Source organism: Roseibium algae (assembly GCF_037783265.1).
GTDB classification, from domain to species: Bacteria; Pseudomonadota; Alphaproteobacteria; order Rhizobiales; family Stappiaceae; genus Roseibium; species Roseibium algae.
Genome location: NZ_JBAKIA010000020.1, coordinates 41,962 through 57,322, shown reverse-complemented (window position 1 = coordinate 57,322; position 15,361 = coordinate 41,962). Strand labels below are relative to the sequence as shown.

Here is a 15,361-nt window from a genome sequence, read left to right as displayed (position 1 = left end):
CTTCATCTTGCCGATGTGATAGCGGCGACTGGCGTTATGTTTATACGGCATGCTGGACCAATCAAGTTGGTTTCGATCGCAACCGAATAAGCAGAAATCGTTGAATTCTTATTCATGCACCAAAGCCTTTCAATAAAGGAACCAATGCACTCAAACGATTGCATGCCTACCGGCCCCAAAGCGCATCTAAACAGACACTTAATTGATCAACCTAATGATTTTTAACAGCCCAGAAAGTGAAAGCATGAATAGTGCGTCTAAAATTAAAATACTTGACCAGCAAAGAAACACAAACGCCTCCAAAACCCGCTTCTTTTTGGAGCACTATGAAACCAATTAAGAACTAAGGTCGGCAAGAAATGAAGATAGCAATGATATCCGGGAGCTGGCCGCCTGAACGCTGTGGGATCGGTGATTATAGCGATGTTCTTAGTCGCGCTTTAGAGGCCGAAGGTGCTGATGTCGTAAGGATAGAACGGAAGGACTGGAGTATTAGGTCTCTTTTCTCCTATCGACATCAGCTTACGAAGGCAGAAGCGGATATTCATCATATCCAGTACCCTTCCGTCGGGTACGGCAGGTCGATCCTACCATCGCTGACGCCCTATCTTGGCGGGACAACACCATCCGTCGTCACATTACACGAGTACGAAATTTTCAAGCCCTACCGAAAGCCATGGTTTTTCCCTTTTGCACACCGGAGTAAAGCGAGAATATTTTCGCGTGAGGCAGAACTAACTGCTTTCAGAACTGCTTTCAGAAAAGACTTGGGGCAAGATTTGGTCCTACCGATTGGCAGCAATATACCTTCCGCAAGCAGCACTGTTGAGCGCCTGCCGGATAGCATCGTTTTCTTCGGACTTTTCTGGCCTGGAAAAGGGCTTGAGGAATTCTTAGACCTCGCACGTTTGCTTCGCGAAGCTGGACAAGACAGCCGCAGGCTAACAATTATCGGGGCTCCCGTTGCTAACCAAGAAGGCTTTGCGAAAGAGATCCGGAAGGCAGCTGATAAATATGAAATCCACCTCCATGAAGGCCTGCCACCTCTATCTGTCGCGAAAGTTTTGGCAACCCATGAATATGCATATCTTCCCTATCCAGATGGTGCAGATGAAAGGCGGGGAACGCTTGCGGCAGCTATCGTCAACGGCTGCATCCCGGTCACCCGCCATGGCGCAGGAACGCCAGACTGGCTTAAAACCGCAACTATTCCAGCGGACACGCCGCTTTCAGCAAGCATGCTCTTTCAAGATCCGGCATTTCTCACAAATGGCAACTACGATTTGACAGCGCCCCTTGCATTTGCAGCGCGACGCTACGACTGGGCTGCAATCTCAGCGCAACACATGAAGGTATATCGTGCGCTTCTGTCAGAGGGCATTAGATGAGAATAGACTTAGGAGGATCGGGCTTCTTGCAGACGATACACTTTCTCATCACCTTTGCTTAGGCCAAGGTTGCCATAGGCTCACCGAAATTGGTTGTCATGGCCCTATGCAACCCGTTGAGACGACTAGCCAATGCCGCAGCGCTTTGTGGCGCATAACCAATATCAATGCGGGGCAACAACTGCGGCGAATTCAAATGATCTGCAAACAAGTGACCAGGCCGTGTGGTGAAACTTGCTGTAAAGCCAACGTTCTCCGCAATGTCGGCCTCTCGTGCTCCGCAGGCCGTCTCTGTACCATATGGGTATGCCAGATATTTTACCGGCACCTGAAGCAGGTCTTCCAGAAAGGCTTTGTTGACTGACAGTTCCCTTACAACACTTTCGTCATCTAGATTAGACAGGAACCTGTGCGTCTGCGTATGAGCTCCGATGGTCACCAGACGATGTTCTGAAAAACGCTTCAGCTCCTGCGCGTTCATGGCAACTCGCTCAACAATTTCTGAAACGGAAACTCCAGACTGAACAAAGACGTCTTCAAGAGCATCTGCCCGGCTCTGACTGGTGCCAATCCAACCTGCAATCTGGCGCATAGAAGCCGCCTTGCTGGCAAGGTCAGACGTCGTGAATTTTTTTTCCATTGCAGGAACTTCGACGTTATCGAACGATTTGATAACCTCACGCAATCCAAGCCACCAAGCATAGATCGACCGGTCAATCATACCGGTTGGCGCAAAGAGTGTCAGTGGGGCATTAAAGTGCTCAAGAACCGGAAGTGCATTGGTCCAGTTGTCCCGATAAGCATCATCGAAGGTTAGCAGGGCAAAGGGCCGACTTTCCGGATCAGCCAACCTGCGCAAACCTTCTTCTATGGTGACGATCTCGCGCCCCTCGGCCAAAACGGCCTCAATAATCCGCGTCAACTGAGCAACGTCACAGCCTGTTCGCAATTCGGCATCCACATCATCGTGAATTTCGTGAAACATCAAAGCAACGCCTGCTCCGCGATAACGCTGTCCTAAAACTCTGCCAATGCCCGTTCGGTGGGCCACCTCTTCGCCGAACTTGGAAAGCTTTGGCTTTGCAATCGACCAGGTTTTATTCGGCAGTACATGAAGAGGCTCGCCGCGCAACTCCCGCCAGACCCGGCGCAGATTATTTAATAAATACAATTTCTCGCCTCCCCCCTTTTTTCCAACTCATGAATCTCCCCACGGCCCATCCGAAAGAAAACTTCTTCGATCTTGGCAAATATACGGAATTGAAAGAATAATTCCTTAAACAGGAGGACTAACGCAATCGGAATATTCAAATGTCTTTGCCCAAGGTCTCCGCAATCATCCCCTGCTACAACACCAGAGACTGCGTTGTCACGGCCGTGGAGAGCGCGCTCAATCAAGCCGGGCACCCAATTGAAGTGATCGTTGTCGACGACGGATCAAGCGATGATAGCGCTGATGTGGTCGAACGGGCATTCTCGAATGACTCACGTGTATGTGTAATTCGGCTTCCAAATAATCAGGGGCCATCGGCGGCCCGAAATGCCGGGTTTGAAGCTGCCCAAGGTGAGTGGATTGGACTGCTGGATTCTGACGATATCTGGAGGCCAAATCGGGTTTCGACCTTGTTGCAACATGAAGCGGATGCTGACTTTATCGCCGACAATCTGATGGGCTTCGATGCCATTGCCAATGTAGAGACTGGCGCGGTTTACGAAGAATTATCTAATCGATGGCTCAATCTTACGGACTTCATTACCCCAAGCGCACCAGACCGTCACGACTTCGGTTATTTGCAGCCCCTCATACGCAGGAGCTTTCTGATAGAGCATGCAATCAGATACCGAGTGGACGTACGCGCGGGCGAAGACCTTCTCCTCAATCTCAGCATTCTTGCAAAAGGCGGACGGGCCTATTATGTAAATGAACCTCTTTATGTCTATGCGACACCAGTGGGTGCAGTCAGTCGGAATGCTTCACCGCATTCCCGCAGCACTGCAGATACTAAACCGTTGATTCAAGCGCTCATAGAATTTTCAGAAGAGTTTAAGTCCAAATTGACGAGTTCGGAAAATTCGGCTTTCAAACTCCGCCTCGCGGATCTCCGATCTCAGGCCCCAATTGGTGCGTTTCATAGAGCCAGAACGAACAAGCGCTACCTTGAGATGCTATTTTTAATCGCCCGAGAGCCCATAGTTCGCCGCAAGATTTTTGACCGCATACTGAACAAACCGGGAAATGGAATTTCCGCGTCTACATCGTCTACCAACTCCTAGAAATCACACTGCTAGGTTGAAAATTCCGGAGCCCGAACAGGACCCATATGGCCAGCTTTATCAGTTCTTCCGCGTTCAGCACCATGGCAGGGGCGGTTTCGCTGATCTTCGGCTTTACCTCAAGCATCATAGTGGCGCGCCTTCTGGGCGCTGAAGGCACCGGTGCCGTAGCTTTCTCGCTTTGGGTTGCCATGACGGCTGCCACGGTGGTGAATTTCGGCATTCCGTCAATCCTACTTCGCTACATGACCCGCTTTAACCGAGAAGAAAACCCAGGTGGGGGGCTCGCCCGCCTGCTTTTAATCCGCTTCCTAGTCCCCGTCATCTTAACAGCTGCCGGGATAGGACTATACGCTATCTGGCGTTGGCAACATGGCGGGGATGTAAACCATCCCCCGTCGCTCTGGGTGATGACCTCACTGCTTCTCGTCTCATATACAACTGCGTCATTCGCAGAGGCAGCGGCCCGTGGCTTGAATAAATTCGATGAAACGGCGCGGTTGGCCTTCTATGGCTGCCTGCTGCAACTTCCACTAATCGCTCTTGGCGCCTATTTCTTTGGCGTTGCAGGCGCCCTTGTCGGCCATGTCGCGCGCCATTTACCACAAGCATGCCGAGCAATCTTTTACGTTCGTCAGATTCCCGACGAAGTCGTTGAAATTCAGCCGAAAATGGCAATTTTTGGTCGAAACACATGGTTTTCCAACGTAGTGGGCATGTTGGTCTGGTCTCGATCAGAGTTTTTCTTCCTTGGACTTTATCTATCAACCACTCAAATTGGCTACTATGCAGCCGGGCTCACATTGGCCGGTCTTGTGATCCAACTTCCAACGCAGATGATTGCCGCACTCACCCCGCACATTGGCAAACAACACGATGACAATGATCACGCTCGGATCAACCGCACCTATCAACGTGTCATGCTTTGGCTGTGCCTTTTCATTCTGCCCATCTGCTTTGGTGGTGCCGCGATCATGGGAGAGCTACTTCCATTTCTGTTCGGCTCTGACTTTAGTGATGCCGTCTGGGTGTCGATTGTCCTTGTCGGCTTTGCGTTTATTACAGCGCTCTCTCTGGTGCCTTCAACCATTATCGCTGCCCGCGAGAGAACCGATTTTTATCTCTATGCATCCCCAATCATGGCTGTGATCTCGATGGGGTCATTTGCTGTGGTCACCCCAATTGCTGGCGACATCGGGACGGCTTGGGTTCGCACAGCCGTTCATACGACCTGGTTTTTCTGGCTTGTCATATTTTGCTGGCACACTTTGAATGTCCGCTTAAACATTCTAGAGCTTGGCAAGGTCGTGGCTGCAGCTGCCTTGTGTGCTGGCGCTGCATTTGGCTGCCTTCAATTGCAAGGCGGGCTTTTGGGCATGATCATTGCTGTTCCCATCGGCGGACTTGTTTATGCAGCGGGCTTGAGGCTTTTCAAGGCCATTCCAGAGAATGATGTCATCGCGCTAGCTGATAATTTGCCGTCAGCCTTACCGCGAAAAATCTCGGATCTGGGCATTAAAGCCCTCATGCTCCTCGTACCTTCATCGGGCCGAAATGCGGGATAGCTCAATGACATCATCAACACCTGTCGCTTTTTCAGGCTGCGCTGGCTTAATCCAAAAACCCAAAGACGAGCACATTCGTGCTACAGCAATTGTGTTGTGCCCAAATTGGGGTTTTGACGAACTTTGCGCTCGCAAGTTTTATCGTCATATTGCGAAAACACTCTGCGCAAACGGCTTTCCGACATTGCGGTTCGATTACCCAGGAACCGTCGACTCTCTCGATATGGTAACCGGAGAAAGTCTGGAGGATTGGTTGAATGCAACCAATGCGGCTTGCGACTTACTCAAGAATCAAACGGGTTGCGTCAATGTCGCACTTTTCGGCCTTGGCCTCGGTGCGATGATTGCACAATTGGTTTCCGAGGGCAGACAAGACATAGTCGGCTTAATCCTATCTGCGCCGGTCATAAATGGACGGCGTTATTTGCGAGAAACTAGCCTAAGGGCAAAAATGATCGTCGAAGGGCTCGGCCTGGCGCCAGACGCCTTACCAAAGCAAGGGACATCTATTGGCGGACTCATGATGTCCGATCAAATCGCCACCGACCTCAAATCCATAAACCTGGAAAAGAATTCGAATAGCAGGCCCATTCCAACTCTCGTTTGGGCACGCCAGACCGTCACTGCCGATGCCACCTTTGCTGAACACCTTGTGAAGCAGGGCGTGCCTGTGACCACCAAAAGTTTTCTGGGCTATGAATATCTGATGGACAATCCAACATCATCAAAATTGCCACTCGGCATTCTGAACACATTGGGCTCGTGGTGCGATAGTAACTTCCCGGACCGTATGCCGGAACCCGTTGAGAAAAGTGGAGCAGATGCCCTTTCCATTGGTCCAGCCATTCTCCAGGACGATGAATTTGAGGAAGAGGGCCTCATTCTCAGAACAGCTGCCCCTCTGCACGGCATTCTCTGCAAACCGAAAAATCTGATTCCCGGGCCTGTCTTCGTGTTTTTGAATGCGGGTTATGATCACCACGGCGGCTGGGCACGGAACTGGGTCAAATCAGCTAGAGCCCTGGCCCGTGAAGGCCATCCCTCTTTCCGCTTTGACATGTCGAATATCGGGGATAGTCCGGAAATACCGGGAGAGCCTGATCAGGTCCTCTATACAGATGGACCGATCAATGACGTGTCGGATGTTTTGGCTGAGTTAGCCGATCGGATCTCGGGCGACTTCATCCTGGTTGGCCGCTGCAGCGGCGCATATACAGCCTTTCACGCAGGTTTTCGCGACAACCGGGTCAAGGAAATGGTGTTGATCAATCAGCTGCGTTTCATTTGGGACACCGAAGAAAGCATCACGGACGCAGCCCGCATGGGGCCACGCTCGATGGCCGACTACAAAAAGAAAATGGTAGACACCAAGACCCTGAAGAGACTGCTTGCTGGAGATATTAATATCCGAGGCGTTTTGCGCGGGTTCAGCATACATGCCAGAACGCATATCTCCCACATGCTTGCACCGGTCTTTCCAAACATCTCAAAATATGCCCGCTTCCGCGCCGAATGCCATCGCATGTTCGCAGGTCTTAGTGAGCGAGGCGTACCCATGCACCTTCTGTGCAGCGAGGGCGACGAAAGCCTGGAACAACTCTGCCTTTATTTCGGCAATCAGCGCCAAGGCTTAAAGAAATTCCCCCTTGCATCCGTCACTACTTTGGTAAACGCGGATCACAACCTGACACCCTTTCCAGTGCAGGGTGAATTGATCCAGTTCCTGAAGTCCGTTGCGAGAAGAAGTTAGCCAGCAGACAACTGAACCGATGTATTTCCATTCAGAGCCCGAAGATGCCCTTTAGGGTCACCAGTCGTTTCAATGGTGGCGTTCAGCTGCACCACTTTCTCTGCACCTGGTGCCAGATGGAACCAATTGTCTGAGGCCTGCCAACCTGGGATGTCCAGATGTACCGAACGGGCGAAGCGCTGTGCTGTGAGCGTAAGATACCAATTTCCAGTATGCGCTTCTTGGTGCAGTTTAGTTTCTAGCGCCAGAAGCTGCCTAATCTCCTGATGCCCTTGTGGGAAATGGAAAGCCTCCGCAAGGATTTCTTCGGTCTCTGAATCGATCAACCGTGCAACAGTCACATCATGCGCGGGTGGACCGAAACGGTAAGCGTAGGTCGTATCGAAAAACGCGCCGAACAGATCTGTTGCGGCGATTTGTTGATTGCTGAGTGGCATCAAATTCAATTCACGGCGACCAGAGACCACGGGCGTCGTTCCATCGCGCAGGCAGGCGAGTGTCAGCAGCAGATTTCGCGGCGCGGCGGCCTCGTTGATGACATGAACGCAAAGCCCATTCGTACCTTCATCGGTCATCGTTACATTCACAGGTCGAAAAGCCCGCTTCAGCGCATAGTAGGCTGGCTTTGGCATGCCGGATGAATCTAGAATGCCCCAACCAGCGCCCGGCTCCAGGTCCTGATAGGTCCAAACAAGCGCGCCATTGCAAGATGACCCGGCCCGGCGCCATTCGGCAAATGTCGCCTCCATGACCTCACCCGTAACAACACGGGAGAGATCGAGATAGCGATCTGGATCACTGTAGCGCAGGTCCTGCGGGTTGATCTTGTAGAGCGCCTTCAGATAGTGATCACGAACATCCTCGAAATCCCATCCTGCCCCACGATCACGCGGCACACGGGATTTCCAGCGTGGATCATGTCCCGGTTTGACCGGTAAATGAGTTTCCAACAATGAGCCTTCCGGAACATTGGAAAAGGCCAGGCACTCTGCAGCAAAACGCACATCCGCACGTCGCGCGTCTTCCAGTGGGCGCTGATATGCTCCCACGCCATAGTAGTGTGCAATACCAGCGTTCGGGGAAAAGGGCAAAGCCCCCTCGCACGGGGAATTCGCCACATAGGGCACATCAGGGCGCGCTGCGCTGCTTTCCGCACTCAGGATTTCTTCGCAAAGAGGACCCTTCCACCGGTTTTCCGGCAACCCCATCATGGCTCCCTGTTGGTAGATTTCACTGCCACCACACAGGACCGCAAGCGAGGGACAACCTTGCACCTTGCCCAACTGCTCACGCGCCTCTTCGCGAACCGTTGCCACAAAGGCCTCGTCCTTGACCGGGTAGTCATAGTTGGCGAATTGGAAATCCTGCCAGACCAAAATGCCGAGCTGATCGCAAAACTCGAAAAAAGCCCGCGTTTCATAGGTCATGGTGCCGCCGATGCGCAGCATATTCATGCCGGCATCACGAGCGAGTTCCAACAAGGGTCGATAGGTCGCCTCGCTGCCGGAAAGGTTCAGAAGATCAGCAGATGTCCAGACTGCGCCCCGGCAAAACACAGGTTTGCCGTTCACAACCAGCCCGAAGCCTTTGCCGTCGGGTCCGCGATCCACTTCTATGGATCGAAACCCAGTGCAACCAAGGTCAAACGCCTGTCCGTCAACCAAAACGGAAACGCCATAGAGATGCGGTTCTCCGTGGGTGTGTGGCATCCAGGGCGTAACATTCGGGATCGTCAGCGCGCCATGAAACCGGCCATAGTCCTTTTGAACCATGAGCGTTTCAAGACCATCGCACCTCAGAACCACGCTCTCTGTATTACCATCAATTTCCAGATCGACAGTCAGCACCCCAGTATCTTCAGCTCCAAGGTCGGCACTCATCCTCAAACCGCCGGCTCTTAATTCGCCACGTTTCAAAAGCGAGATAGGACGCCAAGGACCAACCGCGTGGATCTCCGGACACCATCCGGGCATATGACCCAGCAGTGTGGTGCGGATCAGGCGTAGGCCTTGGGACGTTGCCAACTGCGGACGCCAACGCGCTCTGGGGCCTTTCTGCTCCAGAACAGGGGCGAGCGCCCGAAAGCAGATCGCAAGCTCATGGGTTTCTGTAAGATCCACCTCAAGGGCCAAAGACCGAAACATGCTCTCGAATGAGCCAATCAATTTGCCGTCCAGATAGACCTCGGAAATCGTCGCGAGGCCCTCGAACTTCAGCTCCCATGCCCCCGGCACATCCACGCTGAATGTGGTGACATACCAGGCATCTTTGTCATGCAAGGAAAGAGGGCTTTCAGGGTCATATTTACTAGCGCTAGATAGAGCACCAGCAACTGTCCCAGGCACAGCAGCTGGAACCCACCCCTCCACATCTGCCAATTGGTTCGGCAGTGCAACCGCATCAGCAGCCGTGACAGCCAGCCGCCACCCCTCGGTCAACGCGACGGTCTTGTCACCGGATACAGGGAGGAGAAAGGACATGATCAGGCAGCTTTGCGATCTGTCTTGCCCAACTGCGTATCAAGCGCTGTCATCATATCGTCCCAAGCAGAGATTGCGGGCTGAAGCGCAGGTTGAAGCTTATCGAATTTTTTGCGCATGACCGCGCGGGCAAGCTGAAACTGCAAGCTTTTGCAGGTCGTTGAAATTTGCCGTGCAGCCACGGCCGCCTCTTCCAACTCATTGACACCATTTGCTCCAAGCCAATCAAGATGCGCCGAGAACAGTTCAAAATTCGCCCCAAGTTGGCGCAGGGTATTGAATGCATAGAGATGGAAGAACTCGAACGGACGCTCTGAAACAGCGGCCACCTGACCGGGGAGAACATCGGCGAAAGCAGCAATAGGATTGCGCGACGGACGCTTGGCCAAATAAGTGCTCAACAGGGCCTTTGCTTGCTCTGCAAGTTCTTGTGCAGGCAGCTCTTTTTCGGGCAGCTTTACAAATTCGGTGTAAGGTAAGAAAGGTAAATCAAGCGCCTTATCGCCGCGCTGGAAAATCCCATCAAAATCATCGCCTTCCAGATGGTGCAAACCAAGTCCGTGGAAGTAATCCATGGCCCGGCCGTCAATGTCGAGACGGTTGATCGCAATGGTTGTTTTACCATGAGACTTATGATAGCTGACGCCTTGAGTGTCCGGCAGATAGTAACTGTCTACTTCGACCAAAGACAAACGCCCTCGGCGGATCTGTGCAGCCACATGGTTTTCAACACGGTCGTAAATCGCGAGTTCCGTCACACGAAGACCATAGAGGCTCTCGAGATCTTCCAGAGGCACCTTGAAGAAGGTGAACTGGTCTCCCTCAAAATCTTGGGTAACCGAATAGCCGAGGCAAGCCTCGGGCGGCAGCCCAAGCGCAGGCAGGACTTCAATCCAGACATCAAGGTAGCAATTTGTTTCCGGCCAATCCCTCTCTGCCGAGTGCAAGGGATGGCGTTGATAATTGCCTGGTGCCAGATCCGAAAAGATCTTTTTTTCCATGATCTCGCCCATTCTGATCAGCCCCAAAGCGATTTGCGCACGCCAGCTGGCCATGCCTTAACGTCAAAGCCATGATGGCGAAACAATGCCAGAGCAAGGCGCTCGAGACCGAAGCCGACACAGGCAGTGTGCGCGGGCGAGCCATCAGCCTGTTGGATGTTCCAGGCCTTACCGAAGTTGTCCATATGATAGTTGAAGCTCATGCAAGCGGTCGGGCTCGCGCCCTCATTCACCGGAATGACAAGCTCAAATTTCAACTCCTGTTCACGCTGGCTAGAACCCAACATCCGTCCGGCGCGACCGAAAAACGGATCATTGGCCACTTCAACATGGTGCGGCAACTCAAGGAGATCCATCATCTCCTGACCGCGCTGCTTCCAGGTTTCCCGGAAAGCGGTCGTCTGCTCCTCAGTACCGACACGAACATATTCCCGTTGACGGAACATCTGCATTCGCGTTGGCTCCTTGGAGGGCTCATGTCGGAAGCAATAGGATTGCAGCGCAACATAAGCTCCGCTTTCCGGAAGCGGGCCACGCTTGGCCAGGATCGGATAAAGCGGATAACAGGCAGCGGGTGTTAGCGCGAGATCTGTCTTCTTCTGGTTTTCTGTCCAGTCTTCCCCTGCCGCCATGCATTGGATCAACCCCATGTGATCATGGTCAGAACCACAAAAGGCATGAACTGTTCCAGCCAACTGCGGAAAGTTCTTCATATAACCACTGGTCTCGAAATCCGTCATCGGCATGCCCGGTGGAAACACCATGGCTTCCGAGATTTCGTCCTTGCCCAGGGAAAGTGCCAGATCTTCAAAACGCGAAATTACATCTTCAAAATCGGCGCTGCGACCATAGATGCCATCAACACCGCTGTCGTAAAGGATACCCTGATTGAAAAGCTGATCCAGAAAAGAAACGTTTGCGGTCATAAAAAATTACCCCAGCAGGCTGGTGTCTTGTTTGTTGATGATGAGCATTGTCGACGTGTTGCCAAGAATGCGATCATTCGAAATCATGAGCTGTGCGGAATGCGCATCGCGGAGATGTCGACCAAGGCTAAACGGCGTAGCATTCTTATAGGCCGCAATCCCGCAGATCAGCATGCAATGGTTGATAATCGTCAGGATAACCTGCGACGTACCAACCTTGATGTTGTTCATGGCGACCGAAAAACTCATCGCATTGAGCGCATCTGCATCGCCTTTGGCGGCTTCGAACTGCTTCAGCCCTGCAACAACATTGGATTTAACCTGCTGAAGAAGGTTAGACGCTTCAGCAAGGCGTAAGGCCCCTGGAGGCGTCTGTCCTGGGGATTTACGGGCTGCAGCCTTCACGAATGCCTGAGAACGAGCAACTGCATCGGCAGCAATTCCATACCAAAGAGCCCCCCACAACAGATGCGAGACCGCCAGCATTGAATGGGCTGCAATTTCAGCAAAGGGCCTTGGAAGGATCTGCTCGGCTGGCGCTTCTCCCCGGAAAACATGACCATCAGAACAGGTGCCGCGCATACCCAGAGTGTCCCAAACCGACGTTTGCTCCAGAGTGTATTGCTCTTTCAGGAAAAGTGTCGCCACCTGGTCAGAATGTGGGGCTTCTGCATTTCGGCGGGAGGTGATCACAATGGCATCTGCTATCGTACCATAGGAAATCACGGTCGCATTTTTTTCCAAACGCGCCGTGTCACCATCAACGTCCATGGCGCAAATGGAATTCCTCAGATTTCCGCCAATGCCAGCCTCACTGGTGGCGGAGGCAATCAAAAGCTGCTCGTCGCAAATTCGCGTCAGAAAAGCTTCGTGCCAAGCGCTCCCAATCGCATAGTCCGCAAGACTGGCGATCTGTATCTGATGCATGGCAAAAACCATAGCTGTAGAGGCGCAAGCTTGACCGAGGATACCGCAGATATCTGCCACCTCGGTAATTCTCGCAGCTTCTCCGCCAAGTTCCTGTTTGATCATGACGCCCATCAGACGCTCGGCTTTTAGTGCGTCCATGCCTTCGGTTGGGAAGCGGCCTTCCGCATCCACTCGGTCGGCAAATTCACCAGCTACCTTCGCCGCACGCCTAGCGCGCTCCGCGAGAGAAAGAGCTGCAACGGAGCTTGCAACGTTCATCTCAGGCGACCTGACGATCTGACGTTATCTGCGACAATGCTTCGCTGATCGCTGCAATTGATGAGAAAGACTTGCGGTTCAGCAGATTTTCCGGAAACTCAACATCAAACTCTTCTTCGAGAGCCAGCATCAACTGAACTGATGCAAATGACGACAAGCCTGCCTCATACAGATCCGTGGTGTCATCGAGCTTCTCGACAGCAATCGGAAGTCCGCCATGTTTTACCAATAGCTCGCGAATAGTAGATGTCATGAGGATGTCCCCTGTCATATAAAAATCTGATTCAAAACCTAAATGGCGTCATCGGCCTCTAGGGAATAATTACTATAGAGAAATAGATAAATACCGCTTAAAAGAATTGGTTAACGAAACATAAACTCCAATTAACGACTCGTTAATACTTAACCAACACCATAAATTTAATCAAAACAAATACGGTTAGTGCATCTGGCACAGTTAACTTTCGGTTTTTATCGAGGCAATGCCACCAGATCCTGATGCCCGACACAAACAGACAAGGATTGATCAGATATTTCTGACAATCGACGGCTGCGCCATCGGTCAAGTTCAGCAGCATTGACACCAACTTCCGAGGCTGCCTGCCCCCACCCCTCCAGCAAAAGCTTCAGAAACGGCTGGCTATCGGCTGTCGGGGTCCAGTCGGATGCGCCTGTCATCACGTCATAGCCTGCAAGCCGGAAGAGACTTGCGGCCACCGACCAGGCACGAGGCCCAAGGGCCGCACCAAAGCCTTTATCCGTCTGTTGGTGCATATTCATCGCTTGTCGAACTGTGTCATCAAGTGGGTCAGCAGGGGCGCAAATAGCACGGCCATCATAGGATAGACTTGCAAGGAACGGCTTTTGGGACGCGACCACTTGTTCAACCAAATTTGCGAGGAACTCCTCGGTCACCAGATCCAGGAAAGCTGACGTGGTAATTGCATCAAAGGAGTCGAACGAAAGTGTCTTCATCTCCCGGGACAAATCCAAAATTTCTGACTGAACCTGAAGGCCCTGAAAACTGCCAAAACGAGAATTTGCAACGTCCAATAACTTATGATCATTGTCGGTCAACAGCCATGTTTGGTTCCGGTTCAACTTGTGAGATAAAGCAGCAACGGTCGACCCGGCCCCGCTTGCAAGGTCAAGAATTCGAACCGGGCCAGTTTGTGGCAAGGCAGAGAAGAATGTGTGTTCGACCTGATCGTTCCGAGCAGCCAGATCAACAGGCTCCCGAAGATCGAGCCATTCGGCGGAAAACCCGGTCATTAAGAACGCTCCAATATACCTGCAAAATCTGCGGCCGCATCATCCCAACTTGGCAGTTTACGGCTGGCTTCTGCAGCTTCTGCACCAAGCGAGATGCGAAATTCCAAATCGGTCAAGGTGCGGCGCAACGCATCGCGCAAAGCGTTCACATCCTCGACGCCGCAATAAAGCGCTCCGCCGCCTGACAATGTCTCTTGAACCGCACCAGCTCCACTGCCAATCACCGGCAATCCATAGGCCAACGCTTCTGTGTAGGCCATGCCGTAGCCTTCATACCTGCTGGCAAGTACGAAGATATCTGCGGCCTGATAAAAATCGGAAATACGTGCATCATCGACAGTACCGTGAAAAGTTACCCGCTCTGCCAGTTCCAATTTCCGCAGCTGCTCTAACAACTGACGATAACACTCTGGATCACGCGTGTGATCACCGACAACATTCAAATGCCAATCAAAGTTCGAAAGATCCGCAATTGCATCGAACAAAAGATCATAGCCTTTGCGATAAGCGACAGAGCCGACCGATAACAATTGAACGGGGCCGCTCGGTCTACTTTGGCTGCCCTTATCAATTTGGCCAACATGTTGAGACGACCGCACATCCGTGCCCGGCAAAACCACATGCAGCCTGTCATCAGTAATTCCGAAGAGATCCTGAACTTGCCGTCCTGTGGCAGAACTGGTCACAATCACACGAGCGGCTTGACTTAATGCCGCCCGCTCACTTGTTTCCATCTTGCTGGCAACGCCTGCCTTAATGCCATTTTCCTTGCACAGAGGGTGATGCACCAAAGCAATAAATTTAAGGCGGTCAGACAATGCATGCGCGATGTCCGGCAAAACACCAAAGGCCAACCCATCCACGACAACGCATGTTCCGGGAGCCAGTTGTTCCAAAGCACGATGTGCAGTGGCTTTGGTCTCGGCACTCGGAAACGGGTAGCCGTCACCGAGTTCCAGAAGGTCCACAACCCATCCCTTTGCGACCAAACCAGCAATTATGCGCCGATCATAGCCATAACCACCAGTCCGGGTTTCAAGATCACCCGGATAAGCAAAAACAACATGTCCGCGAGTCGCACCTATAGTGCCTGTCATCAGGTAACCGACGCTTCGTACCAAGCCCGCGCAACATGTGATTCAGAAATGGTAATGCGAATGCTGTCGAGCTCACTTCCCTGTCTGCCCAAGCGATTGTCTCGGGCAGCAGCTGCCAGATAGTCATGAATATGCTTCGTCAAAAATTCAGTCGTTGTGTTCTTGCCTTTGAATTCAGGCACCTCGTCCAGGTTCTTGTAGTTCAACGGTCCCAGAACTTCTTTTAGAGCTTCGTGCGCGCGGCCAATGTCGATGACAACGCCGTTTTCATCCATCGTCTTCGCGATAAACGCTGCATCGACGACGAATGTCGCACCGTGAAGGGCCTGAGCTGGCCCAAAGAGGTCACCCTTAAAGGAATGTGCGATCATGACGTGATCTCTGACTTCAACTGCAAACATTTGACTTAAGATTCCTTGA

13 protein-coding genes are annotated in these 15,361 nt (G+C 52.2%); 4 read left to right on the top strand and 9 right to left on the bottom strand.

Features of this window, described 5'->3' with window-relative positions; all coding sequences use genetic code 11:
• Positions 1 to 359 precede the first annotated feature (359 nt).
• Positions 360 to 1,388 (top strand): glycosyltransferase family protein, encoded by a 1,029-nt coding sequence (locus V6575_RS20820; protein WP_340277137.1) that lies wholly within the window; start codon positions 360 to 362, stop codon positions 1,386 to 1,388.
• Between the two features lie 58 nt (positions 1,389 to 1,446).
• Here the strand turns inward: V6575_RS20820 and V6575_RS20815 are convergent, their stop codons facing one another.
• Positions 1,447 to 2,559, bottom strand: coding sequence for a polysaccharide deacetylase family protein (locus V6575_RS20815; protein ID WP_340277136.1), 1,113 nt, complete (start codon positions 2,557 to 2,559; stop codon positions 1,447 to 1,449).
• A gap of 140 nt (positions 2,560 to 2,699) precedes the next feature.
• Here V6575_RS20815 and V6575_RS20810 point away from each other — a divergent pair, with 140 nt between their 5' ends.
• From V6575_RS20810 to V6575_RS20800, 3 genes are read left to right on the top strand one after another with little or no spacing between them, the layout of a single operon-like run.
• Positions 2,700 to 3,662, top strand: a complete 963-nt coding sequence (locus V6575_RS20810) for a glycosyltransferase family 2 protein (protein ID WP_340277134.1) — start codon at positions 2,700 to 2,702, stop codon at positions 3,660 to 3,662.
• A gap of 47 nt (positions 3,663 to 3,709) precedes the next feature.
• A complete protein-coding gene (locus tag V6575_RS20805; protein WP_340277133.1) occupies positions 3,710 to 5,227 on the top strand; it encodes a lipopolysaccharide biosynthesis protein in 1,518 nt (505 codons plus the stop codon).
• A 4-nt stretch (positions 5,228 to 5,231) separates the two neighbouring features.
• Positions 5,232 to 6,977 carry an alpha/beta hydrolase gene (locus V6575_RS20800; RefSeq protein ID WP_340277132.1) on the top strand — a complete coding sequence of 582 codons (1,746 nt, stop codon included), beginning with the start codon at positions 5,232 to 5,234 and terminating at the stop codon, positions 6,975 to 6,977.
• Here V6575_RS20800 and V6575_RS20795 read toward each other — a convergent pair.
• From V6575_RS20795 to V6575_RS20760, 8 genes are all read right to left on the bottom strand, one after another.
• Positions 6,974 to 9,457 carry a beta-mannosidase gene (locus tag V6575_RS20795; RefSeq protein ID WP_340277130.1) on the bottom strand — a complete coding sequence of 828 codons (2,484 nt, stop codon included), beginning with the start codon at positions 9,455 to 9,457 and terminating at the stop codon, positions 6,974 to 6,976. The genes V6575_RS20800 and V6575_RS20795 overlap by 4 nt on opposite strands.
• A 2-nt stretch (positions 9,458 to 9,459) precedes the next feature.
• On the bottom strand, positions 9,460 to 10,458 hold the full coding sequence (locus V6575_RS20790) for a DUF1839 family protein (RefSeq protein ID WP_340277147.1): 999 nt from the start codon (positions 10,456 to 10,458) through the stop codon (positions 9,460 to 9,462).
• A 17-nt stretch (positions 10,459 to 10,475) separates the two neighbouring features.
• A complete protein-coding gene (locus V6575_RS20785) occupies positions 10,476 to 11,384 on the bottom strand; it encodes an amino acid--[acyl-carrier-protein] ligase (protein WP_340277128.1) in 909 nt (302 codons plus the stop codon).
• 6 nt (positions 11,385 to 11,390) lie between these two features.
• The gene (locus V6575_RS20780; protein ID WP_340277126.1) at positions 11,391 to 12,572 is read right to left on the bottom strand and encodes an acyl-CoA dehydrogenase family protein; all 1,182 of its coding nucleotides are present in this window, start codon (positions 12,570 to 12,572) and stop codon (positions 11,391 to 11,393) included.
• A 1-nt stretch (position 12,573) separates the two neighbouring features.
• Positions 12,574 to 12,825, bottom strand: coding sequence for an acyl carrier protein (locus tag V6575_RS20775; RefSeq protein WP_340277123.1), 252 nt, complete (start codon positions 12,823 to 12,825; stop codon positions 12,574 to 12,576).
• A 218-nt stretch (positions 12,826 to 13,043) separates the two neighbouring features.
• The gene (locus V6575_RS20770; protein WP_340277121.1) at positions 13,044 to 13,844 is read right to left on the bottom strand and encodes a class I SAM-dependent methyltransferase; all 801 of its coding nucleotides are present in this window, start codon (positions 13,842 to 13,844) and stop codon (positions 13,044 to 13,046) included.
• Complete coding sequence (locus tag V6575_RS20765) at positions 13,844 to 14,941, bottom strand: glycosyltransferase family 4 protein (protein WP_340277119.1); 1,098 nt, start codon at positions 14,939 to 14,941, stop codon at positions 13,844 to 13,846. Before V6575_RS20765 ends, V6575_RS20770 begins: the two co-directional genes overlap by 1 nt.
• A complete protein-coding gene (locus V6575_RS20760) occupies positions 14,941 to 15,342 on the bottom strand; it encodes a 6-pyruvoyl trahydropterin synthase family protein (RefSeq protein WP_340277117.1) in 402 nt (133 codons plus the stop codon). The genes V6575_RS20765 and V6575_RS20760 overlap by 1 nt, the downstream gene beginning before the upstream one ends.
• Between the last annotated feature and the right edge of the window lie 19 nt (positions 15,343 to 15,361).